This window comes from Mesorhizobium abyssinicae, assembly GCF_049887195.1.
Taxonomy (GTDB): Bacteria; Pseudomonadota; Alphaproteobacteria; order Rhizobiales; family Rhizobiaceae; genus Mesorhizobium; species Mesorhizobium abyssinicae.
The window spans coordinates 444,699-468,797 of record NZ_JARAKC010000003.1 but is presented as its reverse complement, the minus strand read 5'-3'; the positions used below and the strand labels follow the sequence as shown (position 1 = coordinate 468,797).

At 65.2% G+C, this 24,099-nt stretch carries 17 protein-coding genes; 11 read left to right on the top strand and 6 right to left on the bottom strand.

The window, feature by feature from the left end; genetic code table 11:
- Positions 1–3: 3 nt before the first annotated feature.
- Complete coding sequence (locus PU724_RS10195) at positions 4–867, bottom strand: hypothetical protein (protein WP_354420362.1); 864 nt, start codon at positions 865–867, stop codon at positions 4–6.
- A 7-nt stretch (positions 868–874) separates the two neighbouring features.
- The gene (locus PU724_RS10190; RefSeq protein WP_354420361.1) at positions 875–2,464 is read right to left on the bottom strand and encodes an ABC transporter substrate-binding protein; all 1,590 of its coding nucleotides are present in this window, start codon (positions 2,462–2,464) and stop codon (positions 875–877) included.
- 166 nt (positions 2,465–2,630) lie between these two features.
- On the opposite strand from PU724_RS10190, the gene PU724_RS10185 reads away from it, so the two are divergent.
- The 6 genes from PU724_RS10185 (at position 2,631) to PU724_RS10160 (ending at position 14,324) form a co-directional block, all read left to right on the top strand.
- Positions 2,631–4,859 carry a hypothetical protein gene (locus PU724_RS10185; RefSeq protein ID WP_354420360.1) on the top strand — a complete coding sequence of 743 codons (2,229 nt, stop codon included), beginning with the start codon at positions 2,631–2,633 and terminating at the stop codon, positions 4,857–4,859.
- Between the two features lie 11 nt (positions 4,860–4,870).
- Positions 4,871–8,734, top strand: a complete 3,864-nt coding sequence (locus tag PU724_RS10180; RefSeq protein WP_354420359.1) for a DUF7929 domain-containing protein — start codon at positions 4,871–4,873, stop codon at positions 8,732–8,734.
- A gap of 129 nt (positions 8,735–8,863) precedes the next feature.
- Complete coding sequence (locus PU724_RS10175; RefSeq protein ID WP_354420358.1) at positions 8,864–10,822, top strand: EB domain-containing protein; 1,959 nt, start codon at positions 8,864–8,866, stop codon at positions 10,820–10,822.
- Between the two features lie 204 nt (positions 10,823–11,026).
- The gene (rpe, locus tag PU724_RS10170; protein WP_354420357.1) at positions 11,027–11,704 is read left to right on the top strand and encodes a ribulose-phosphate 3-epimerase; all 678 of its coding nucleotides are present in this window, start codon (positions 11,027–11,029) and stop codon (positions 11,702–11,704) included.
- Positions 11,705–11,979: 275 nt separating this feature from the next.
- The gene (locus PU724_RS10165; protein WP_354420356.1) at positions 11,980–12,726 is read left to right on the top strand and encodes a GntR family transcriptional regulator; all 747 of its coding nucleotides are present in this window, start codon (positions 11,980–11,982) and stop codon (positions 12,724–12,726) included.
- Between the two features lie 83 nt (positions 12,727–12,809).
- Complete coding sequence (locus tag PU724_RS10160) at positions 12,810–14,324, top strand: malonate--CoA ligase (RefSeq protein WP_354420355.1); 1,515 nt, start codon at positions 12,810–12,812, stop codon at positions 14,322–14,324.
- A gap of 75 nt (positions 14,325–14,399) precedes the next feature.
- On the opposite strand, the gene nagA is transcribed toward PU724_RS10160, so the two are convergent.
- The 4 genes from nagA to PU724_RS10140 are packed head-to-tail and all read right to left on the bottom strand — an operon-like array spanning position 14,400 to position 18,239.
- Entirely contained in the window at positions 14,400–15,557 is a 1,158-nt protein-coding gene (gene nagA, locus PU724_RS10155) for an N-acetylglucosamine-6-phosphate deacetylase (protein WP_354420354.1), read from the bottom strand.
- The gene (locus PU724_RS10150; RefSeq protein WP_354420353.1) at positions 15,554–16,585 is read right to left on the bottom strand and encodes an SIS domain-containing protein; all 1,032 of its coding nucleotides are present in this window, start codon (positions 16,583–16,585) and stop codon (positions 15,554–15,556) included. The genes nagA and PU724_RS10150 overlap by 4 nt, the downstream gene beginning before the upstream one ends.
- Positions 16,582–17,361 carry a GntR family transcriptional regulator gene (locus tag PU724_RS10145; RefSeq protein ID WP_127287221.1) on the bottom strand — a complete coding sequence of 260 codons (780 nt, stop codon included), beginning with the start codon at positions 17,359–17,361 and terminating at the stop codon, positions 16,582–16,584. The genes PU724_RS10150 and PU724_RS10145 overlap by 4 nt, the downstream gene beginning before the upstream one ends.
- Positions 17,358–18,239, bottom strand: a complete 882-nt coding sequence (locus tag PU724_RS10140) for a glucosamine kinase nucleotide-binding domain-containing protein (protein WP_127311308.1) — start codon at positions 18,237–18,239, stop codon at positions 17,358–17,360. Before PU724_RS10140 ends, PU724_RS10145 begins: the two co-directional genes overlap by 4 nt.
- A 199-nt stretch (positions 18,240–18,438) precedes the next feature.
- Here PU724_RS10140 and PU724_RS10135 point away from each other — a divergent pair, with 199 nt between their 5' ends.
- From PU724_RS10135 to PU724_RS10115, 5 genes are all read left to right on the top strand, one after another.
- Positions 18,439–19,389 (top strand): N-acetylmuramic acid 6-phosphate etherase, encoded by a 951-nt coding sequence (locus tag PU724_RS10135; RefSeq protein WP_354420352.1) that lies wholly within the window; start codon positions 18,439–18,441, stop codon positions 19,387–19,389.
- A 117-nt stretch (positions 19,390–19,506) separates the two neighbouring features.
- Positions 19,507–20,766 carry an ABC transporter substrate-binding protein gene (locus PU724_RS10130; protein ID WP_127311310.1) on the top strand — a complete coding sequence of 420 codons (1,260 nt, stop codon included), beginning with the start codon at positions 19,507–19,509 and terminating at the stop codon, positions 20,764–20,766.
- 227 nt (positions 20,767–20,993) lie between these two features.
- Positions 20,994–21,923 (top strand): carbohydrate ABC transporter permease, encoded by a 930-nt coding sequence (locus PU724_RS10125; protein ID WP_354420351.1) that lies wholly within the window; start codon positions 20,994–20,996, stop codon positions 21,921–21,923.
- An 11-nt stretch (positions 21,924–21,934) separates the two neighbouring features.
- The gene (locus PU724_RS10120) at positions 21,935–22,774 is read left to right on the top strand and encodes a carbohydrate ABC transporter permease (RefSeq protein WP_126056910.1); all 840 of its coding nucleotides are present in this window, start codon (positions 21,935–21,937) and stop codon (positions 22,772–22,774) included.
- Positions 22,775–23,015: 241 nt separating this feature from the next.
- A complete protein-coding gene (locus PU724_RS10115; RefSeq protein ID WP_354420350.1) occupies positions 23,016–24,074 on the top strand; it encodes a Gfo/Idh/MocA family protein in 1,059 nt (352 codons plus the stop codon).
- Positions 24,075–24,099 lie beyond the last annotated feature (25 nt).

The window sequence follows — 24,099 nt, the reverse complement described above, 5'->3', positions numbered from 1 at the left end:
CGCTCAGCCGCGGATGAAGCCGATCAGCGCCTCGGCCATGCGGCGGTCGAATTCCCGCCGGAACAAATTGCGCTTCAGCCAGCTCGGATTGGAACCGACCGTCTTGTTGGCATCGACAACGATGCCCTTGCCGTCGACGATGAAATAGTCGATCGCGCCGTAATCGAGGTGGAGCTTCTCCCGCACCGCCCTGACCTCGTCGGGAACCGCGCCCCCCACTTCGTTGCTGACAATCTTGGCGCCCGCGCACAGCACGTCTTCGTAGACCTGCCGCATGTTGAGTTCGGCGCCGAGCAGGAACATGTAGCGATGTTTCACGATCGGCAGGTCGAGGCTGTCGAAAGCGAATTTCTCCACCATCAGCCTCTCGTCGCGCCAGACCTCCGCCGGAACCTCGGCGATCGTGCCGTAGACGCGGTAGCGCGGGCACAGGCGCTCCTTGTAGTCCGGCGTCGCGATCTTGCGCAACGCATGCGCTGCCCGCGTCCAGCCATTGCGGTATTGCCGCCAGCGCAGCTCGGGCCGGCCCCGGCTGTTGAGCACCGTCTTGACGACGACCGGGCCCGGGTGGCTGTCGCCGTAGTTCAGCCTGAGCGTCGAATAGAGGTGCCGGTGGATGGAGAGGGCGCGGCCGTTGATGGTGCGATGGTAGAGATTGCCGATCTGGGAATATTCTTGCGGCACTTCCGTCAGGTCGACATGCAGCAGGGCGGCCGGCGCACGGCTGCCGCCCGCCGGGCGATCGAGCACGCGCACCTTCAGCCCGGCCTCTTCCACATGAGGCAGCAGCGACTGGATCGAGTATTCCCGCGACGAGCCGAAATTGCCGAGGCTCTCCACATAGACGTCGAGGTCCGCGGCCGCCACCGGGCGGTCAGTCCTGGATGTCGACGCCGGAGAAGTCATGGTGGTCGAAAGGATCCATGACGTAGCCTCGAACCCGTTCGCGCATCGGGATCGACACCACCGAATGCGCGATGACCACCCATGGCGTCTGTTCCCGGAACAGTCGCTGCGCCTCGACATAGAGCTTCGCACGGGCGGCGGGATCGCCGATGGCCGCCGCCTGCTTGAGCAGCGCGTCGAAAGCGGCAAAACACCAGTTGGCGCGGTTGGTGGTGCCGACGCCGGCGCAGCCGAGCGGCACTGACAGGAAATTGTCCGGATCGCCATTGTCGCCGGTGAAGCCGAACAGCATGGCGCCGTCGCGGTCGCGCGCCTTCGAGCGGGCAAGATACTCGGCCCATTCATAGGTGACGATATCGACACCGACGCCGATCTTGGCGAGATCCGACTGGATCATCTCGGCCATCAGCCGGGCGTTGGGGTTGTAGGGCCGCTGCACAGGCATCGCCCAGACTTTCATGCGCAGATCATGGACGCCGGCGGCGGCGAGCTCGCGCCTGGCGCCATCGGGATCGTAGCTATCGTCGGGAGCGGCCTTGTCATAGGCCCATGAGGTCGGCGGCAGCGGATTGCGAGCCAGTTCGCCGGTGCCGCGGAAGACGACATCGACGATCGCCTTCTTGTCGATGGCCATGTCGATCGCCTTCCTGACGCGCGGATCGTCGAACGGCTTCTGCAAGGTATTGAAGGCGAGATAGCCGGTGTTGAGGCCCTCCTGCTGCATCAGCCTGATGCCGGGCGCGGCCTTGATCGCCTCGAGGTCGGCCGGATTGGGATACGGCATGACATCGCACTCGCCGGCGCGCAGCTTTGCCATGCGGATGCTGGCATCGGTGGTGATGGCGAAGACCAGATCGTCGATCTTCGCCCGGCCGCGCCAGTAGTCCGGATTGGCCTTATAGCGGATGACCGCATCCTGCTGATAGTCGACAAGCTGGAACGGACCCGTTCCGACCGGCCTTGTCGCCAGGTCCAGCGGACGCTTCTCCGCCAGCAGCCTGTCGGCATATTCCTTCGAGACGACCGACGCGAAATCCAGCGCCAGATCGGCCAGCATCGGCGAGTGCGGCGCCTTCAGCGTCATGACGACGGTGTAGTCGTCGAGCTTGCGCCAGCCGACGACGAGGTCCGGCATGCCGATGCCGTCGAAATAGATGTACTGGCGGCCGGCATAGTTGTGGAAAGGGTTCCCGGCGCTGCCCTGGCGCTCGAAAGTGAAAAGCACGTCGTCGGCATTGAAGTCGCGCGTCGGGGTGAAGCCTTCGATGCTGTGGAATCGCACGCCGCGCCGCAGATGGAATGTGTAGATCAGCCCGTCGTCGGAGACCTCCCATTTTTCGGCGAGGCCGGGACGCACTTTGGTCGTGCCGGGTTCGAACTCGACAATGCGGTTGTAGAGCGCGGTCGCCGACGCATCGCGGGTGCCGGAGGCAAGTGCCGGATCGAATGTGTCGGGACTGGCCTCGGTGCAGTAGACCAGGGTCTTGGCCGCCGACGGCAATGCCGGCGACGAAAGGACGAGCGACGCCAGCAGCAGTATGAGGCGCTTGCCTGTCATGCCCCCTCCCTGACTATCCAACCCTTATCCGCACCAACGCTAACAGAAGGCCGCCGTGCCGGAAAGCCGGCCGCAGGATTCCATCGGCGGCGGCATGAACCTTTCCGCGTCAGCCCACGACTGACGCTCAGGCGCCGCATGGTGCGGCCCGGGAAAGGAAAATCCAATGACCAGAAACCCAGAGGCTCCACGGTCTCCGGGAACAACAGAAGCTCGGCGCGACCACCGTCTTCGGGACAGGGTCGATGCGCTGGGCTTTCCGCTGATTCCGTTGACCCTGGGTAAGAGCCGGCGTATCGTGAGCATGAGGAAAGCAGACAATTCGATCAGGGAAGAACGTGCCGGAACGCCGAGCCTTGCCCTGATTCGCGCGGCAATGCCGGATGGTTCTTCCATAGACTTCGGGGGGAGTTCTATGTCCTGCGACCAAAGCGCTCTTGCGCACGCTCGTGCCGGCCGTTTGCGCCGCGCGGCAAAGGCAACCAGCGGATTTCTTGCTGTTGCGCTCAGCGCCGGCCTGTGGCTCGGCAGCCCCGCCGGCGCACAGGAAACCCAAATCATCTATCCTGGCTCGATGGCGGTGACCGGCTTCCCCGGCACCGTCATCCCCAATTTCGACTCTTCCGAGTCCGAAGAGGGGGGCCTTCCGCCCGGCGTCGATCCGGTCGACGAAACCTTCATCGACACCAGCCGCGCCTCCTTGCGCGTCTTCGACGTCTCGCATCTCGGCGGCCCGGCCTCGGGCCAGCTCGTCCACACGCCGCCGCCCTTCGAAGTGACGGCCGGCCAGATCGGCGAGGTCTTCGGCCTTACCTATGACGACGGCGTGCGTGATGGCGTGCCGTCGGGCATCCCGAACCTCTATGCCGCCGCGACCTCGCTGCACGGCATCGAGATCGTCACGCCCGACGCCGACAGTGACGGACGGCCCGAGCGAGAGCGCCGCGGCGCTGCCGGTGCTGCCTTCATGGAAGGCCAGTTCGGCACCGAGAATGGCGGCGGGCCGGGCACGATCTGGAAGATCGACGGCATTACCGGCGCCGTTTCGAAATTCGCCGATATCGACACCAACAGCGGGCCCGGCATCGGCAACCTTTCCTTCGACCCCATCCATCGCCAGTTCTTCGCCTCCGATCTCGACACTGGCCTGATCCATCGCATCGACGCCAACGGCATGCTGATCGACACGTTCGACCATGGCGTCGCCGGACGCCCGGCGCACGGGCTCGACCCGGTCGCCGACGACGGCGCTGTCATGGACATCCAGGGCGCCGCCTTCGACAGCGAAGACCCCGACACATGGGGCTACACCCAGGACGAGCGCCGTGTCTGGGCGGTCGCCTATCACGGCGGCCGGGTCTACTATACGGTCGGCGAAAAGGCGGAGGTCTGGTCGGTGGGCATTGCCCGCGACGGCCGCTTCGCCGGCGATCCGCGCTGGGAGCTGACTGTCAAGGCCGACAAGGACTACGCCGTCACCGGCATCGCTTTCGACAACAAGGGCTTCATGTATCTGGCCCAGCGCGGCCCGGTGGAAAACCGCTACGATTACAGCCGCTTCGCCGATTCCGGCAAGGGCGAGGTCATCCGCTACTGGCGCGAGAATCCCGACGATCCGGCGACGGAATCGGTCTGGGTGGAAGTGCCGCAGGAATATGCGATTGGCTTCCCGCAAGGCAACCGCCAGTCGGCCGGCGGCGTCGACCTGCAATATGGCTATGACGCCGAGGGCAATATCGACACCAGTGTCTGCACCGACACGCTGGTCAACACCGGCGACAAGTTGCGTGACAATCCGGCGCTTGCCGAGCAGCTCGCCGCTGGCGGGCCTTTTGCCGTGCATGGCGTCCAGTTCACGCCGACCCCACTGGTCAAGCCGGCCAACGTGCCGCCCTTCGGCTCCTGGTTCGTCGACTTCGACAGCTATTTCGAGGACCCGGAAGTGGAAGGCCATGTCGGCGACGTCAGGGTCTGGCGTCCCTGCGAGGGCCGTGCCGGCTACTATGAGGAAATTCCTGGCGGTTACCTGCCGCCATTCTATCCGCCGGACTTTCCACCGCCCGGCAATCTGCCTCCCTGTCTCGATGTCGAGGATGTCCAGTACTTCTGCACGCCCTCGGGCCTCGAGGCCGATCTCTATCTCCATGACCATGCCGGCTTCGGCGGCGATTCGATCAAGGCTCTGTCCAAGACGCCAGGCGTCGGGGTGACCTCACCCATGTCGCATGCGCCGGGCACCCCATACACGATCGGCATCACCGGCCATTATCCGGGCGACACGGTCGATGTCGGGCTCTGCTTCTACAGGCAGTCAGACCGCGACAAGGGCGGCTACTACCCTTGCTGCAAGATGACCCTGCCGCTCAGAACCCCAGCCGTCAGCTGCGAACCGTGAGGGAGGGAAAGATGACCATTTCCGCGCTTTCCCCGCTTGCTCCCAGCAGCAAACCCACCGTCATGGAGACGATCATGAAACCCCTGTCATATGCCAGGCGCGGCGCGCGCTGGCTGATGGCGGCCGGTATCGCGGTCGCCATGCTGCCGGCATTGCCGGCCTTCGCCGAGGACCCCATCCCGGCCAAGATCGTCGAGGCCGCAGGCCCGGAACCCAGGCTTGAGCTCGACAATCCCCGTGTCGTCAATCCCGAGCCGGGGCGCATCGTGCCGTTCTTCACCAAGAAGGGCGGCCAGAGAAGCTGCGACTACGTCTTCTACACCTTGACGTTCGGCCTGCGCGGCAATGCGCAAGCCTTTGCCAATCCCGTGCTTGCCAATGCGCTGAAGAACGCCAGGCTCGACTTCAAGGACCAGCTTCCGCATGGCCTGCAGATCGTCAGCGTGCATGTGTCCGGCGACGGCACCGATGCCGGTGGAGGCGCTCTGCCCGGTGCATCGATCAGCACCTCGGCGGACCCGAACGACACCGCGATGGTTTCCGATTTCCGGATTTCCGCCAGCGATCTCGACGGCATGGGCGCCGCGAACGAACGCGCCATCACCTTCCAGATCGTGGCCAAGATCGACCACGCGGCGTTCCCCGCGCCGGCCATGGTCGACAACCAGGGCACGATCAAGGTGTCGATGGGAGGCGGCCCGGGGACCATCATCCCGTCGCAGGATCCGGGCAAGCCGGATGACGGCGATTTCCTCACCGGCGAGAAGACCTCGATCCGCATCGACTTGACCAAATGTAATCCGCCACCACCACCTCCCGGCAAGGAATGCTTCAAGGTGGAGCGCGGCACGGTCGATTGCGTGCCCGGCGGCGGCGCCTTCATCTACCACATGCCTGTCGGCCCGGAGATGGGCGGCAAGTGGGTGCAGGTCTCGACGACCACGCCCGGCATCACCATTATCCCCGACACGCAGCTGGTGCCGGCGGGCGGCGGCGTGCTCAACTGGAAGATCGTCGGCGCATCGCCTGGTGATGTCATCCACCTTATTGTCACCGGCATCGAGACCTATGCCGGTCCGGAGGAGGGCTGGGGCCTGTGCTGCACGCAGACCATCGACATCGTCATCCCGCGCGATCTCAGATGCCCGCCCGACAAGGAGCCGGACCTCAAGGTCGAGAAGCGCGCCGATGTCACGCGTTGCACGATGGCCGGCGGCTGCGACTTCACCATCAGGGTCAGCAATGTCGGCGGCGCCCCCTATCACGGCAAGATCGTGCTCGACGAGGTGACGTTGCCGGCCGGCTCGGTGCTGGATTCCGGCCCGAACCCGCCCTGGGTCTGCGTGCCCGGCGTCACGCCGATGACCTGCACCCATCCGGTGACCACGCTCAACCCGGGCGCCTTTGTCGACCTCAAGCTCGGCTTCAAGCCGGCGCCGGGCTGGCAGGGACGCGTGCTGCGCAACTGCGCCATCTACGACTACCAGGCCAGCGGCAAGCCGCTGTTCGGCAGCCAGCATAACGATCGCGGCTGCGCCTCGATCCCGATCTGCCGGCGTGGCGATCGCGACCCCGAGTGCCGGCCGCCGGTCGAGAAGAAGGTCGACCTGATCCTGAAGAAGCGTGCCCGCATCCCGGTCTGCACGGCTGACGGCATCTGCTACTTCGTCATCGACCTCATCAACAACGGCAGCGTCCCCTATAACGGACCGCTGACGGTCATCGACAGCTATCCCGGCGGTGCGCCGGCCTCCTCGACCTTCGGCCCGTCACCGCCCTGGAGCTGTGGACCGAACGGCCCCGGCCAGTTCCGTTGCGACAATCCCGGCATCGTGCTGATGCCTGGCGCCTCGACGTCGATCGTCGTCAAGGCGGTGATGCCGGCAAACTACCAGTCTGACAGCGTCGAGAACTGCGCCGAGGTCAGGGCGATCCCCGGTGAGGTCGACCTCACCAACAACAAGGCCTGCGCCAAGGAACGCTTCCGCCATCCGAATGGCGGCAAGCCCGGTCTGCGCATCACCAAGGTGTGCAACGGCTCGCTGGCCGGTGCCGCGGTGGTTTCCTGCCGCATCACCGTCAGCAATGCCGGCACGGCGGCCCCCACCGGTCCGGTGCGGGTCAACGATGCCGCCACGCTGGTGGCCGGTGGCGCGCCGGTCCAGATCCAGACCGTCACTCCCGACGGCGCGGAATGGGCCTGCGGACCGGTTCCGGCCAACACGCTGTCTTGCCAGATTCCCGGCGCCGTGATGACGCCCGGAACCTCCAGGCACTTCGACGTGACGGTCTCGGCCAATGGCGAGTTCGAGAACTGCGCGCGCGGCTCCTACGGGCCGGCGCCGGGAGACGACATCGTCTATCCGATCGGCCAGGCTTGCGCCAAGGGCGGCGGAGCGCCGACCATCCGCGTCGAGAAGACCGGCGACAGCGAATGCCAGCCCGGCCAGCCCTGCTCGTTCGAGATCACCATCACGAACGATGGGCCGAGCGCCTTCTCCGGTCCGGTCCGGATCGGCGATGCGATCGGCGTGGAAGGACTGGGCAGGCTGGAAGGCGTCGAGATCACGTCGATCGAGCCGCCCTTCGGCTGCTCGCCCGAACCGACGACGCTGCCTTTGTCCTGCATTGCCAACCTGACGCTCGGCGCCGGGGAAAGCCACGTGCACAATGTCACCGTGGTCATCCCCGATGACGGCCGCCTGGCCAATCTGCAGGGCACGGTCAACGGTCAGAACTGCGTTGGCGTCCTGTCCCCGGATACGCGGGTGCAGGGCGGCGGCGACGTGCTTTCCGGCGATCAGGCCAACATCCAGGGCAATCGCGGCAGGGCCTATGCGTGCCATCCCTTCACCATCAGGAACGAGGTGAAGAAGCAGTGCTCGGCAGGTTTCGTCATGAACGATGCCGGCCGCTGCGTCTGCCCCGAAGGCACCACCTACCGCAACGGCCAGTGCACGGGCGGCGGCGTCATCGTCGAGCCGAAGCCCAAGCCCTGCGTGCTGCTCAAGGGCCAGATCCGCACCGAGGACGGGCGCTGTGTCTGTCCGCGTGGAACCGAGCTCGAGAACGGCGCCTGCGTGAAGATCACGCAAGGCTGCACCATACCCGGCTCGGTGCCGTCGGCGGACGGCGACAGCTGCTACTGCCCCAAGGGCACGCATCTCGACAGGATCGCGAATGCCTGCGTGCGGGACAAGCAGAAGCCCGAGCAGTGCACCATTCGCGGCCAGGTCCACGACGCGGACGGCGATTGCGTCTGCCCGAAGGGAACCGAGGTGCGCAATGGCGCCTGCAGGCCGATCCGGCCGAAACCGGAGCAGTGCCGCATCCCCGGCCAGGTCCGCAACGCCGATGGCGATTGCGTCTGCCCGAAGGGGACAGAGCTGCGCAACGGCGCCTGCCGGCCGATCCGGCCACAGCCCGAGCAGTGCACGATCCGCGGCCAGATCCACGACGCCAACGGCAATTGTGTCTGCCCGAGGGGTACGGAGATCCGCGACGGCGCCTGCCGGCAAAAGAAGCCCGAACTGGAGCAGTGCACCATTCGCGGCCAGGTCCACAACAAGCGTGGCGAGTGCGTCTGCCCGCGTGGCACCGAGGTCCGTGACGGCGCCTGCCGCAGAGTCCGGCAGGAATGCGCGCCGGGTTCGCAGCTGATCAACGGCCAGTGCCAGCCGATCATCATCCTGCGGCGCTGCCCGACCGGGACGACCGGAAAATATCCAAACTGCGTCCCGCTCCGCAAGCCGGGCGTGGAGGTCAACCCGAACCTGCTGCTCAATCCGAACATCCTGCAGCAGCTGGTGCCGAGACGTACGCCGCAGGTGCAGCAGGATCCGGCGGGTGCGAACATCCAGAACTCCAAGCCGTGATCTAGCGATAGGAAAACCAGAACCCCGCCGGAGCAATCCGGCGGGGTTTTTCGTTGGCGGGATCGCCCGCGTGAACCTTGATGCCGCGAGCGGCGACCAATCGCTGAAGGAACACATCAGGAGAGAGAGATGTCTTCAGTCAGCTATGCCTTTCGCAATACGGTTGCGACGGTTGCCCTGTTCGCAGCCGGACTAGTCAGCACCTCCGCTTTCGCCACACAGGCCAACATCAAGTCGATGTCGTTCGACACGCAGAGCGTTAACACCACGCTTCATGTCGTTTCGAGCGACAAACAGAAATGGGACAGGCTGAAAAGCGGCACGATCCAGTTCTGGGGCCACATGAAGATCGACACACGCTGGCCAGGCTACGTGCAGCAGGTCGGTGTATCGCTCGGCGTATGCGGCCCCAGCCAGTGCGGGGCGTTTCCGCCGATCTGGAGCGCATCGCCGGTCAGCCGCGACTATGATCACCAGGAGAACTTTTCCTTCGATCCCTCGATCATGGCGCTGTCTTCGAATGCGGACATCGCGTCGGTGCCCTATGGCGATCAGATTATCGCCAAGTGCAACCAGCACCTCCAGCCCGATGGGCCGACGAAGTCCTATTCGTTCACGCACACTTTCCACGCGACCTTTTCGGCGCTGACCGACAAGGCGCTCGACATGCACAATGCTGCCAGCGAGGTGACGGGCGGCAACTGGCCCTATCCGATCTACGAATCGCATTATGCCGAACACGGTTCGTTCGACGTTCAGGTCGTCTGCGATCCCGTCGTCAAACCGGCGGCTCAAGACATCGCCGTCGACTTCGGCGAATTCGAGACAAAGAACGTCAAGCTGTTCCTGACCACCTACCGCTCGAACCAGCCCGGCTCGACACCCGGCACAGTGTGCCCGGCGCTCAAGGTGACCAGCCGCGCGCAGGCCAACAAGGCCGGGCCGGTATCGATGCGCATCTGGCGACAGAAGGACAATGGGCCGATCACATCGGAGTTCAAGCAGGTCTGGGCGTCCTTCGACGCGGGCAAGAACGGCTATTTCGCCACTTATGAGAAATGGGAGAATGTCGGAGCGACCGCGTACTTCCAGTACAAGACCGAAATAGTCGGCAACGGCCCGTTCGAGCCCTTCGACGGCTGGAAGGACATCACCGTCCATTGCACTGGCGCGGGCGGCGGCGGCTTCACCGATGGACCTCAGGCCGATCCCGACAACCCGCCGGCAAAGGCCGACTGGCAAGGCGAAGTGACCGTTTCCGACAGCGCCGGATCCAGGAAACTTTGCCCGCGCAAAGGCCAGGTCGCGTTCGAAGCGAGCCGCGATGCTCCCGGCGCGTTGCACTATCGGATCGGTTGCTCGAATGGCGCCTTCTTCACCGGCACCGCGGTCGCCTTCAACGAAGGCGGTGTGTTCAAGGCCAGTGCCGCGCACGATCTCAGCATTAGCAGGACCCGCTCGATCCAGTGCACCTTGCAGGAGATCAAACCGAATGGATCCATCGCCACCATCGACATGGATGCGGAGGATTTCACCTGCATAAAGCGCACAGTCGAGCCCAAGGTCGACGATCTGGTCTCAAGCACGCGCCCCGACTTCGGCAAGCCCAGGCTGCCGCCGGTCGTCGTCGATCCCGGCCGCAAATGCCTGCCCAGCCAAAGCCTGCTGCGCGGCAAATGTGTCGACAGGCCGCTGGTGGCCGCATGCAAGAGCACCGAGAAGCTGGTCGACGGTCGGTGCATCGGCGTCAGCATCCACTGCCTGCCCGGCTATCATCAGGTCGGCTTGAAATGCGTGAAGAATGCCGTGATCGCCGGGAAATGCCGGCGTGACGAACAGCGCGTCAATGGCGAATGCGTGCGCAAGCCTTCCATCATCATCGACTGCAAACGCGGCTACCATCTGGTCGGCAAGGCGTGCGTGAGGGACGCAATCATCACCACGGGCTGCCGGCCAACCGAAATGACGGTGCGCGGACATTGCGTGCCCAGGCCGGCTTCGAAGACGTTTGGGCTGCAGAAGTTGAAGCAAGGCAGAGGCCAGTCGTTTCTGCCGGGGCAGGCCAGGTCACGGCTTCAGGTGAACTGAATCCCGCTGCAAACCAGGAGAGAGGCGGTGCCGCCTCTCTCCTTTGCGGGGATCACGAAACCTCGTCCTGGTCTACAGCGACGTGCGTCCTTTTGGCGCTAGCTGCCCTCCAACACATAATCGGGCATGTCCTTGCCGAAAATCGGTTCCGATTTTGCAGCCGATGCGCTAGGGCGGAGCGGACTTGAAGAACGGGAAGCGGACATGGCCAAGAAAACCCTGATCGCGCCATCGGTGCTGGCGTCGGATTTCTCGAAGCTCGGCGACGAGGTCGAAGCCGTCGCGGCGGCCGGCGCCGACTGGATCCATCTCGACGTCATGGACGGCCATTTCGTCCCCAACATCACCTTCGGCCCGCCGGTGGTGAAGGCGATCCGCAACCGTACCAAGGCCTTCTTCGATTGCCATCTGATGATCGCGCCGGCCGATCCCTATCTGGCCGCCTTCGCCGAGGCCGGCTGCGACGGCCTGACCGTGCATGCAGAGGCCGGCCCGCATCTCGACCGCTCGCTGCAGACCATCAAGAACCTCGGCAAGAAGGCCGGCGTGTCGCTCAACCCGGCGACACCCGAAAGCGCTGTCGAATACGTGCTCGACCGGCTCGACCTGATCCTGATCATGACCGTCAATCCGGGCTTTGGCGGTCAGGCGTTCATTCCGGCAATGGTCGACAAGGTGAAGCGGGTGAAGGCGCTGATCGGCAACCGTCCGATCCGCATCGAGATCGACGGCGGCGTGTCGCCGGAGACGGCGCCGCTGGTCACCGCGGCGGGCGCCGATGTGCTGGTCGCGGGCGCCGCCATCTTCAAGGGCGATAGCGTCGAGGCCTACCGGGCCAACATCGAGGCGATCAGAACCGCGGCGGACCGTGCCGCCGCCTGATCCTGGCCGTTGACCGTATCGCGGCCGGATACCCAGTCTGATTGATCACCGAAATGAGTAGCTTCGCTGTTCAGCGCCTCAAGCTTCTCAGAAAATTCAATATTCTTGAGCCGCCCGTTACTTCGGCGAGCCACTGCGCTCTATCCTCTTTAAGTCCAATACCATCATCTTCCGCTTGAGGCCGCGAAGTGTGGCACGGTATAGTACGCGTACGGGATTGAGACTGCTTCGCAACAAGAACCAACAACAGGCCAAGGCAGGCAACAGGAGCGATATTGACGTACGGAACCGCCGATCCGGGCGATGAAGGTGCCGGACCCAAGAGCACCCTTGCCAGCACGGTCTATCATCAACTTCGGGACGATCTCTTGCGCGGTGTGCTGGAGACCGAAAGCAAGCTTAGGGTCGAATGGGTGGTTTCGCGATATGGCGCCGGCGCTTCGCCCGTGCGCGAGGCGCTTAACCGTCTGGCTTCGGAAGGCCTGCTCGGCCGCCACGACCAGCGCGGCTTCTTCCTCATGCCGGTCAGCGCCGACGAGCTGGATGAGCTGACTCGCACCCGCTGCTGGCTGGAGGAAAGGGCGCTGCGCGAATCGATCGAGCACCGCACCGGCGAATGGGAAGAGCAGCTGGTGCTGGCGCTGCATCGCCTGGCGCGCGCCCAGCGCCGCCTGCCGGGTGAGCCCTCGACCAACAATCCGGACTGGGAGAAGCTGCATCGTGCCTTCCATCGCGCGCTGATCGCGGGCTGCCGGTCGCACTGGCTGGTCGGTTTCTGCGACCAGCTTTCCGACCAGGCTTCCCGCTACCGGCTGATCTCGCAGCACGGCCCGGGAGACGAGCGCGACGACCTTGCCGAACACCGCCAGATCGCCGAACGCACCCTCGATGGCGACGCCGACGGCGCGGTCGAGGCCTTGCTCAACCATTACCGGCTGACGGCGGCCATGTGCATGGCGCGTTTCAGCCAGGACGGCGATCCCAAGGCAACCGCGGCCAAGGCGTTGCGCGGCCGCAAATAGCTGCTCTTCCAGGCTCAAATCTGATATTCGCTCTCGCCGAAACGATGCGAATTCAGGATTCGCCGCGCCACGCGGGAGCAACAATGAGCAATCACCTCTTCGACGCTTTTCGCGTCCGCGTCACGGCACCTCGGCGGCTGCTCATGCAGACGGATGACGGGCGATCCCTCACCTATGGCGACATGCTGGCGCGCTCGGCGCAGCTGGCGCGTGCGCTGGTGCAATCCGGGGTGGCGCCGGGCGACCGCGTCGCCGTGCAGGTCGAGAAGAGCCCGGAAGCGGTGCTGCTCTACCTTGCTTGCCTGCGCGCCGGCGCCGTCTTCCTGCCGCTCAACACCGCCTACACACTGCCGGAACTCCGCTATTTCTTTGGCGATGCCGAACCGCGGCTGGTGGTCTGCGACCCGGCAAGAGCGGCCGATATCGGCCCGCTGGCGCAGGCGTCCGGCGCGGCACTGGCGACGCTTGGCCAGCACGGCGACGGTTCGCTGCCCGAAAGCGCTTCGGGAAATCAGGCGGATTTCGACGATGTGGCGCGCGGACCGGACGACCTTGCCGCGATCCTCTACACGTCGGGAACGACCGGCCGCTCGAAGGGCGCCATGCTCAGCCACGAGAACCTCGCCTCGAACGCGCGCGTGCTGGTCGAGCATTGGCGCTTCAGCGCTGAGGACGTCCTGATCCACGCGCTGCCGATCTTCCACACGCATGGTCTGTTCGTCGCCACCAACGTGATCCTGATGGCCGGCGCCTCGATGCTGTTCGAGGCAAGATTCGATCCGGCCCGCATCGTCTCGCTGCTGCCGCGCGCCACCGCGCTGATGGGCGTGCCGACCTTCTACGTGCGCCTGCTGCAGCAACAGGGCCTGGACGCCCAGGCGGCGAAAACCATCCGCCTGTTCATTTCCGGCTCGGCGCCCTTGCTGGCCGAGACGCATGCCGCCTGGCGCGAGCGCACCGGCCACGCCATCCTCGAGCGCTACGGCATGACCGAAACCAACATGAACACCTCCAATCCCTACGATGGCGAGCGGCGCGCCGGCACGGTCGGCTTTCCCTTGCCGGGCGTTTCGCTGCGCATCGCCGATCCCGACGGCGGCGGGTCGCTCGCACAGGGCGAGGTTGGCATGATCGAGGTGAAGGGTCCGAACGTCTTTGCCGGTTACTGGCGGATGCCGGAAAAGACCAAGGCGGAATTCCGTCCCGACGGCTTTTTCATCACCGGCGATCTCGGCCTCGTCGATCGGGACGGCTATGTGCATATCGTCGGGCGCGGCAAGGACCTGATCATTTCCGGCGGCTACAACATCTACCCCAAGGAGATCGAAGGCGAGATCGATGCGCTTGCCGGCGTCAGCGAAAGCGCGGTGATCGGCGTCGCCCATCCGGACTTCGGCGAGGGTGTCACAGCGGTCGTGGTGCGCAAGCCGGGCTCGGCCATCGGCGCGGCCGATGTCCTCGACGCCATCGCGGGCCGGCTCGCCCGATACAAGCATCCGAAGCAGGTGATCTTCGTCGACGAGCTGCCGCGCAACACCATGGGCAAGGTGCAGAAGAACCTTTTGCGCGAGACCTACAAGGATCTCTACGGCCAATAGTTTTCGATGACGATGCGCGAAGGGCTGCGGCCAATTGCGAACGTTGGTTTCCTAATTGACGGTGGGATCGAGGGCCTACGCTCCGAACACTTTCTTCCCGCCGATCCAGACGCTCTTCACGTCCAGATCCTCCGACAGGCCAACAATGTCGGCTGCGGTGCTGTTGGCGAAGCGGCCGAGCCGGTGCGCCTGGCCGATCGCCTCGGCTGGATAGAGCGAAGCCATGCGCAGCGCCTCGCCAAGCTCCAGCCCGACGACGCGGTGCATGAAGCGCACGGCCGAGATCATGTCGAGATCGGCCCCGGCCAGGGTTCCGTCGGCCAGCCTGAGGCTGCCATCCTTGCGGTAGATGGTGCGGCCGTTCAGCGTGAAGGACGTCATGTCGGTGCCGATCGTCGCCATGGCGTCGGTGACCAGCACGATCTTTCCCGGCCCCTTCTTCGCGCGCAGCGCGATAGCCATGGTGGCTGGATCGACATGGATGCCGTCAGCGATGATGCCGGCCGACAGCCCGCCTGTGTCGATGGCCGCGCCCGCCAGCCCCGGCTCGCGGTTGCCGATCTGGCTCATGGCGTTGAAGAGATGGGTCACCACGGTCGCGCCGGCCGCGGCGAAGGCGCTCGCCGTGGCATAGCCGGTGTCGGAATGGCCGAGGCTGACGATGAGGCCGGCCTTTGCCAGGGCCGCGACACGCGCTGGCTCGACCGATTCGGGCGCGATCGTGGTCAGCAGCACGGGCAGGTCTTTCCGCGCCGCGATCAGCGCCGCCTGGTCCACGTCCGTCATCGGCCGGATCAGCGCCGGGTCATGCGCGCCCTTGCGGGCGACAGAAAGATGCGGGCCCTCGAGATGCAGGCCAAGGAAGCCCGGCACCTTCTGCCGCGCCGCCGCGGCGCCGGCCGCGACGGCAGCCGCCGTGATCGCTGGCGTATCGGTGATCAGCGTCGGCAACAGCGCCGTGGTGCCGAACGGGGCGTGCGCTCGGCAAATGGTCTCGATCGAGGCGACGTCGGGATGGTCGTTGAGCATGACGCCGCCGCCGCCATTGACCTGCAGGTCGACGAAGCCCGGCGCCAGCAGGCCGTCGGTCTCGACGCGATCGACGCCGGCCGGAATGGCGCCGGCGGGGAGGATGGCCTCGACCAGGCCGCCGCTCACCACGAGGGCGGCATTGCAGTGCCAGTCGGCGCCGTCGAAGATGCGGGCGCCAGTGAGGGCGAAACGGTCGCTCATACGGTTTCCGTCACCTTGCGCAAATTGCGCGGCGTATCGGGGTCGAGGCCGCGATGGCGGGCAAAGGCCTCGACGAAGCCATAGAAGGACACGATCAGCGCCAGCGGATCGGTCAGCGGATGGCCGGTCGCCACATAGGGCAGGGCCCGTGCCTTGGTCGCTTTGCCGGATGTCACGAACACAGCCGCGCCCTTGCCGGCCAGATTGTCGGCCGCCTCGGCGACCGACGGTTCGGAAGCGTCGCGCGCGGCGAGCGCCAGCACCGGGAAGCCCGGCCCGACCAGCGCCAGCGGCCCATGCATGACCTCGGCCGCGCTGTAGGCCTCGGCATGCATGCCGCAGGTCTCCTTGAATTTCAGCGCCGCCTCGTTGGCCATCGCCGCGGACGGACCGCGGCCGAGGATGAACAGTGACCGCGGCGTCTCCAGCGCGCCGGCCAGCGCCATCCAGTCGCAGGCGATAGCCTTCTCGAAATGCTCCGGGAGGCGCGCCAATGCCGCGAGCAGCGCATCGTCGCCGGTGCAATGCGCCATCAGCGCCAGGCCGGCGACCGCCGAATTGACGAAGGTCTTGGTCGCCGCGACGCTGCGCTCCGGCCCGGCCAGGATGTCGATGGCAAAGTCCGACGCCCGCGCCAGCGGCGAATCGGCGGTGTTGGTGATGGCGACGGTGAGCGCGCCGCCGGCCCGCGCCGTCTCCGCCATGGCGACGATGTCCGGGCTCTTTCCCGACTGCGAGATCGCCAGGCAGGCCGAGCCTGCAAGCCTCAGCCTGGCGCCATAGATCGAGGCGATGGACGGGCCGACCGAGGCGACGGCAAGGCCGGCGGTCAGTTCGACGGCGTATTTCATGAAGGTGGCGGCATGGTCGGACGAGCCGCGCGCCACGGTGACGACGAAGCTCGGATCGCGCTCGCGGATGCCGCGCCCGGCCTCGCTCAGCACGGCGGCCGAGCCATCGAGCAGGCGGGCCGTGGCCTCCGGGATCTCCTCGATCTCGCGCCGCATATGGGTGGGGATCGCGCTCATGGCCGGCTCTCCTCTCCCGGCCCGGTCAGCCGGAGTTCGGCGACGAAATCATAGGCGTCGCCCCTGTAGATCGAGCGGGTGAATTCGATCACCTTGCCGCTCGCAAGATAGGAAATACGTTCGATATGCAGGCCGGCAACCCCCGGCGGCACTTCCAGCAGGCGCGCATCGCCATCACCGAGATTGGCGGCCGAGATGCGCTGCACGGCGCGAACCGGCCGGTTGCCGGTCAGTTCCAGCGCGGCATAGAGCGAGGAGCCGATCGCCTCGGGATCGGGCAGCACGCTGGCCGAGAGCGACGCGCGCTCGATCGCCAGCGGCGTGTCGTTGGCGATGCGCAGGCGCGCCACGCGCGCCACCAGCTCGTTCGACGACAGGCCGAGCACCATCGTCTCGTCGGGCGAGGGCGCGTAGAGGCCGCGATCGAGCCAGGCCGAGCGCACCACCATGCCGCGCCGCGCCATGTCTTCTGTGAACGAGGTGAGCCTGGACAGCGACTGCTCGACGCGCTCCATGCGCGGGGCGACGAAGGTGCCGGAACCGTGACGCTGGACGAGGATGCCGCCCTTGACCAGATCCTGCACCGCCTTGCGCACGGTGACGCGCGAGATGTCGGCCTTGCTGGCGATGTCGCGCTCCGACGGCAGTGCGTCGCCCGGCCCGATCAGGCCGCGATTGACCGCTTCCTCGATGCTCTTCCTGAGCTGCAGATAGAGCGGCGCGCCGCTCTGCGACGATTCCTTCAGCATGGCGAAGATCTGGTCGGCGGCGCTCATTGGGCAACCTCCGAACCGCGCGCAAATATACGCACCGCCATCTGCACGGCGCCGCCCAGCGCATCGTCGAGCGCCGGCTTCAGCAGCGCCTGGTAGCGCGCCGAAAGCCGCGGCGCATAGAGCGGCGCCAGGCCGCCTAGCAGGCAGAGCGGCGCATTGCCGGCAAGATCGAGCGCCCCGAGCGAGGCTTCGACATCGGCAACCGCCTTGTCGAGGATCCAGTTGGCGACAAGATCGCCCTTGGCGGCATGGTCGAAGACCTTTGGCGCGAAACCGCCGAAATCGCCGGGTTTGGCATTGGTGGTGAACTCGACGACGTCCTCGGGGTTGTTGCGGAAGACGGCGAGCATCGCCTCGGTCAGCGGCGAGCCCGGACGGATGCCGTCATAGGCGAGCAGTGTCTGTTCCAGCAGGTCGCGGCCGATGCGCGCGCCGCTGCCCTGGTCGCCGACCTGAAAACCCCAGCCGCCAATGGCGCGTGACTTGCCCGCCTTGCGCGCCATATAGGCGGTGCCGGTGCCGAGGATGGCCATGGCGCCGTCGCTGGGCCCGACCGCACCCTCCAGCGCGATCTCGGCGTCGGTCTCGACGCGGCTGGCGCTGAACGGCAGGATCGCCTCGAGCTGCTGCCTGTAAGTGCCGACATTGGCGCCGGCGAGGCCGAGAATGGCGGGCGTTTGCGGGATGAGTTCCGGATTCTTGCCGGCGGCGACGAAGGCCTGCCGTGCCGCCTCGACAATGTTGGTCCTGGCGCCGGTGAGGTCGGTGCGGATGTTGGCGGCGCCGCTTTTGGCGCGGCCAAGCACGACGCCGTCAGCGGTCGCAAGGGCCGCCCTGCAGCTGGTGCCGCCGCCATCGATGCCAAGTACGAAATTCACGCGATTTCTCCTCCGGACGGATAATACCAATAAAATACCAATAGCCAAGAGTTAATTTCGCTTTCAAAAAGATTAAGGCGTATTTTATTGAAAAACCACGATATTTTGCCGGCAAGCCGAATTTCGCGCGGCGAATTCGTTAATCCGTGTGGACAAGTGGTATTTTTTTGGTATTGTTTCGTCAGTTGGAGGACAACGGATGGCCGAGAAGCGCACCGAAGCGCATCACCAGAATGCCGAGGGGCTGGATATCCAGGCTCCGGACGCCATCCTTTCCTTTCTTGCCGATGCGCAGATCGAGGCCGCCAAGGCCGTGCGCGGCGCCATCCCCGCCATAGCCGCTGCAGCCGAAATCGTCGCCGAGCGGCTGAAGGATGGCGGCAGGCTCGCCTATGCGGCGGCGGGCAGTTCGGGTCTGATGGCCTTGGCCGACGCGTTGGAACTGCCCGGCACCTTCGGCATCGGGCGAGACCGCATCGCCATCCTGATCGCCGGCGGCGACGAGGCCTTCCGCACCCTTGCCGGCGGACCGGAGGACGACACCGATGAGGCCTCGGCCGCCGTCGCCGCCGCCGGCATCGGCGAGCGCGACTGCCTGATCGCGATTTCGGCCAGCGGCTCGACGCCCTATGCGGTCGCCGCACTTGAGCACGCACGGAGCCGGGGAGCCGCAACCATCGCCATCGCCAACAATAGGGACGTGCCGCTGTTCCGGTCGGCCGATGTTGCCATCGTGCTCGAGACGCCGCCCGAACTGATTGCCGGCTCGACGCGCATGGGCGCCGGCACCGCCCAGAAGATCGCCCTCAACATGCTGTCGACGCTGGCCGCCATCCATCTCGGCCATGTCCATGACGGCTACATGGTCAACCTGAACGCCGACAACATCAAGCTGCGCGACCGCGCTATCCGCATCGTCGCCGCCATCAGCGGGCGCGGCAGGGACGATGCCGCGCGCCTGCTCGAACAGAGCGGCGGCGTGGTCAAGACCGCCATTCTGCTCGCCGCCGGCGCCGCCAACGCCGACACGGCCGAGAAGATACTGGAAGGGACCGGGCGGAAGCTCCGGCCGGCGCTTTCCGCGCTGGGGCATGATCCCGAAAAGTGGAACCCGCTTTTCGGAAAAGATCATGCCCTAACAAAGAAGTAGGGCCTGTTTCATCCCGATTTCCATCGGGGTGAAACGGGCTTGCGAGGGGAGCAAGGGGCGCTAGGCTTCTGTTCTCATCAAAACCGAACCTGAAAAAGGTCAACAGGGAGACTGAAAATGACGACCAAACTACTGACGGCCCTTCTGCTCGGCACCAGCATCCTCGGCTCCGCCGGGGTGGCCTATGCCGATGACGTTACGCTCAACATCGAAAGCTGGCGCGGCGACGACCTGACCATCTGGAAGGACAAGCTGATCCCGGCTTTCGAAGCCAAGAACCCCGGCATCAAGGTGGTGTTCGCGCCTTCGGCGCCGACCGAGTATGACGCCGCGCTCGGCGCCAAGCTCGCCGCCGGCTCGGCGGGCGACCTGATTACCTGCCGCCCCTTCGACAAGTCGCTGGAACTCTTCAAGAAGGGCAACCTCGCCGATCTCTCGGCACTGCCCGGCATGGAGAACTTCTCGCCGGTCGCCAAGGCGGCCTGGCAGACCGACGACGGTAAGGCGAGCTTCTGCGTGCCGATGGCCTCGGTCATCCACGGCTTCATCTACAACAAGGACGCCTTCGACAAGCTCGGCATCAAGGTGCCGACCACCAATGAGGAGTTCTACGCCGCGCTCGACAAGATCAAGGCCGACGGCACCTACATTCCGATGGCGATGGGCACCAAGGACCTCTGGGAAGCCGCGACCATGGGCTACCAGAACATCGGCCCGAACTACTGGAAGGGCGAGGACGGCCGTCTGGCGCTGATCAAGGGCGACCAGAAGCTGACCGACGCCGACTGGGTCGAGCCCTACAAGGAACTGGCCAAGTGGAAGCCCTATCTGGGCGACGGCTTCGAGGCCCAGACCTATCCGGACAGCCAGAACCTGTTCACGCTCGGCCGCGCCGCCATTTATCCGGCCGGCTCGTGGGAGATCGGCCTGTTCAACACCCAGGCGCAGTTCAAGATGGGCGCCTTCCCGCCGCCGGTGCAGAAGGCCGGCGACACCTGCTACATCTCCGACCACACCGACATCGGCATGGGTCTGAACGCGGCGTCGAAGAATGCCGACGCGGCCAAGAAGTTCCTGTCCTGGGTCGCCTCGCCGGACTTCGCCACCATCTACGCCAACGCGCTGCCGGGCTTCTTCAGCCTGAACAACACGCCGGTGAAGATGGAAGACCCGCTGGCGCAGGAATTCGTCTCCTGGCGCGGCAAGTGCAAGTCGACCATCCGCTCGACCTACCAGATCCTGTCGCGCGGTACGCCGAACCTCGAGAATGAGACATGGGTTGAATCGGCCAACGTCATCAACGGCACCGACACGCCGGAGGCCGCGGCCAAGAAGCTGCAGACCGGCCTCGACAGCTGGTACAAGCCGGCGAAGTAAGAGCTCAGGCAACGGACCGGCCGGGCATCTGCCCGGCCGGCATTCGGACAGTTTTTAGATAGCGATTGTCGGCGCCGCCTCTCGGTCTTACCCTCTCATCCAGCGGGGAAGACGAAGTCGCAATCGCGGGCCTTGTCCTCTCCCGCAGGGGACGATCGGGCCGTGCATAGAGGCATCATCTAGCATCATACGATTTGGAACCGAGAGAGACGGCGGGGACCGAACTCATGGCCGCACAAACACGACCGAAAAGACCGATCCGCTGGCACATCGCCGTCTTCCTGGCGCCGGCCGTGCTTGTCTACACGGCGATCATGATCCTGCCGCTCGCCGGCACGCTGCAGCTTTCGCTGTTCCGCAACATCGAGCAGTCCCAGGTCTTCGTCGGGCTGGATAATTTCCGCACCCTGTTCGGCGATCCCAACTGGTCGGTCAATTTCTGGAACGCGCTGAGGAACAATGTCTGGTTCTTCATCATCCACATGCTGGTGCAGAACCCGATCGGCGTGCTGCTGGCGGCGCTGCTGTCCAGCCCGAGGCTGCGCTTCGCCGCCTTCTACCGCACGGCGATCTTCGTGCCGACCATCCTGTCCTTCGTCATCGTCGGCTTCGCCTGGAAGCTGATCCTGTCGCCGCTGTGGGGCGTGGCGCCGCATTTGCTCGACTTCGTCGGCCTGAAGAGCCTGTTCACGCCTTGGCTCGGCAAGGAGCAATACGCCCTGACCGCGCTCAGCCTGGTTTCGGTCTGGCAGTTCGTCGGCATCCCGATGATGCTGATCTACGCCGCGCTGCTGTCGATCCCGGACGAAGTGATCGAGGCGGCCGAATGCGATGGCGTCACCGGCATGGCCCAGTTCTGGAAGATCAAGCTGCCGCTGATCCTGCCCTCCATCGGCATCATCTCGATTCTCACCTTCGTCGGCAATTTCAACGCCTTCGACCTGATCTACACCGCGCAAGGAGCGCTCGCCGGGCCGAACTATTCGACCGACATCCTCGGCACCTTCCTCTACCGCGCCTTCTTCGGCTTCCAGCTGCAGGTCGGCGACCCCAACATGGGCGCGGCGATCGCCACGATGATGTTCCTGATCATCCTCGGCGGCGTCTGCGTCTACCTGTTCCTCATCCAGACGCGCCTGCGTCGCTACCAGTTCTGAGGAGGCGAGCCATGAGCACTGCAACCCATTCGCTTCCCCGCACCATCGGCGCCCATGCGGTCCTGCTGACTTATACGGCGATCGCGCTGTTTCCGGTCATTCTGGTCATCGTCAATTCGTTCAAGTCGCGCGCCGCGATCTTCGGCGCGCCGCTGACGCCGCCGACGCCGAAGACCTTCGACCTGATCGGCTACACCACGGTGATCGGCCAGGGCGACTTCATCCACTATTTCCAGAACAGCCTCGTCGTCACCGTCGCCTCGCTGTTCTTCGTGCTTTTGTTCGGCGCCATGGCCGGTTTCGCGCTGTCGGAGTACCGCTTCCGCGGCAACACGATGATGGGGCTTTACCTGGCGCTCGGCATCATGATCCCCATCCGCCTCGGTACCGTCGCCATCCTGCAGCTGATGGTGGCGAGCGGGCTGGTCAACACGCTGACGGCGCTGATCCTGGTCTACACCGCGCAAGGCCTGCCGCTCGCCATCTTCATCCTGTCGGAATTCATGAAGCAGGTGTCGGACGACCTGAAGAACGCGGGGCGCATCGACGGCCTGTCGGAATACACGATCTTCTTCCGGCTGGTGCTGCCGCTGGTGCGCCCGTCGATGGCGACCGTCGCCGTCTTCACCATGATCCCGATCTGGAACGATCTGTGGTTCCCGCTGATCCTGGCGCCATCTGAAGAGACCAAGACGGTGACGCTCGGCGCGCAGCTCTTCCTCGGCCAGTTCGTCACCAACTGGAACGCGATCCTGGCGGCGCTGTCGCTGGCGATCCTGCCGGTGCTGATCCTCTACGTCATCTTCTCGCGGCAGCTGATCCGCGGCATCACGTCGGGAGCCGTCAAGTGAATGCGGACCGCCAATTCTCCGTGGGGCCGTGCCTCACCCCACCCGGCGCTGCGCGCCGACCTCCCCATCGAGGGGAGGTAGAAGGTCGTCGCTTTTTCATCGACCGCCCCTCGTTTCTATTCAGAGCAACTTCGTCGGCAATGAGGATGTTCACGCCAACGCCCTACCTCCCCTTGATGGGGAGGTCGGCGCGAAGCGCCGGGTGGGGTGACACCCTCTCAAGAAAAAGTGGAGCAACCAGGTGAGCGACAAACCCCTTCGCGTCGTCGTCGCCGGGCTCGGCAATATGGGCCGCAGCCATGCGCTGGCCTATCACACCAATCCGGGCTTCGAGATTGCAGCACTCGTCAACCGCTCCGACGTGCCGCTGCAGGACGGGCTCGTCGGCTACGGCATAAGGCGCTCCTTCGAGGATGCGTTGCGCGAGGAAAAGCCCGACGTCGCCGCGATCGCCACCTATTCCGACAGCCATGCCGACTATGCGGTGCGTGCGTTCGAGGCCGGCTGCCATGTCTTTGTCGAGAAGCCGCTGGCAACGACCGTGGCGGACGCCACGCGTGTCGTCGCCGCCGCCAAGGCCAACGGCAGGAAGCTGGTGATCGGCTACATCCTGCGCCACCATCCGTCCTGGGTCAGGCTGATCGCCGAGGCGCGCAAGCTCGGCGGCCCTTACGTGTTCCGCATGAACCTCAACCAGCAATCGTCAGGCCACACCTGGGGCACACACAAGCAGCTGATGCAGACGACGTCGCCGATCGTCGATTGCGGCGTGCATTATCTCGACGTGATGCTGCAGATCACCGACGCCAATCCGGTGGAGGTGCGCGGCATGGGAGTCAGGCTGACCGACGAGGTCGCCCCTTCCATGTACAATTACGGCCACCTGCAGGTGCTGTTCGAGGACGGCTCGGTCGGCTGGTATGAGGCCGGCTGGGGCCCGATGATCTCGGAGACCGCCTTCTTCGTGAAGGACGTCATCTCGCCCAGGGGCTGCGTGTCGATCGTCATGAAGGAAGGCATCAAGTCCGACGACATCGACACCCACACCAAGACCTCGACCATCCGCTTGCACAGCGCCGCGACCGGGCCGGACGGCAGGTTCGCGAAACAGGACGAGTTGCTGTCGATGGAGGGCGAGCCCGGCCACCAGGAGCTCTGCGACCTTGAACAGGCCTTCCTGCTCAAGGCCATCCGCGAGGACATCGACCTCACCAGGCATATGGACGACGCGGTCAAGTCGCTCGCCGTCTGCCTCGCCGCCGACGAAAGCGTGCGCAGCGGCGCCGCCGTCAAACTCTAGAACCAATCAAAACAGGGACGACGCC

Coding starts and splice junctions, on each gene's coding strand:
- PU724_RS10190 (WP_354420361.1), bottom strand. CDS start 2,464: ATGACAGGCAAGCGCCTCATACTGCTGCTGGCGTCGCTCGTCCTTTCG.
- PU724_RS10185 (WP_354420360.1), top strand. CDS start 2,631: ATGACCAGAAACCCAGAGGCTCCACGGTCTCCGGGAACAACAGAAGCT.
- PU724_RS10180 (WP_354420359.1), top strand. CDS start 4,871: ATGACCATTTCCGCGCTTTCCCCGCTTGCTCCCAGCAGCAAACCCACC.
- PU724_RS10175 (WP_354420358.1), top strand. CDS start 8,864: ATGTCTTCAGTCAGCTATGCCTTTCGCAATACGGTTGCGACGGTTGCC.
- rpe (WP_354420357.1), top strand. CDS start 11,027: ATGGCCAAGAAAACCCTGATCGCGCCATCGGTGCTGGCGTCGGATTTC.
- PU724_RS10160 (WP_354420355.1), top strand. CDS start 12,810: ATGAGCAATCACCTCTTCGACGCTTTTCGCGTCCGCGTCACGGCACCT.
- nagA (WP_354420354.1), bottom strand. CDS start 15,557: ATGAGCGACCGTTTCGCCCTCACTGGCGCCCGCATCTTCGACGGCGCC.
- PU724_RS10150 (WP_354420353.1), bottom strand. CDS start 16,585: ATGAGCGCGATCCCCACCCATATGCGGCGCGAGATCGAGGAGATCCCG.
- PU724_RS10145 (WP_127287221.1), bottom strand. CDS start 17,361: ATGAGCGCCGCCGACCAGATCTTCGCCATGCTGAAGGAATCGTCGCAG.
- PU724_RS10135 (WP_354420352.1), top strand. CDS start 18,439: ATGGCCGAGAAGCGCACCGAAGCGCATCACCAGAATGCCGAGGGGCTG.
- PU724_RS10130 (WP_127311310.1), top strand. CDS start 19,507: ATGACGACCAAACTACTGACGGCCCTTCTGCTCGGCACCAGCATCCTC.
- PU724_RS10125 (WP_354420351.1), top strand. CDS start 20,994: ATGGCCGCACAAACACGACCGAAAAGACCGATCCGCTGGCACATCGCC.
- PU724_RS10120 (WP_126056910.1), top strand. CDS start 21,935: ATGAGCACTGCAACCCATTCGCTTCCCCGCACCATCGGCGCCCATGCG.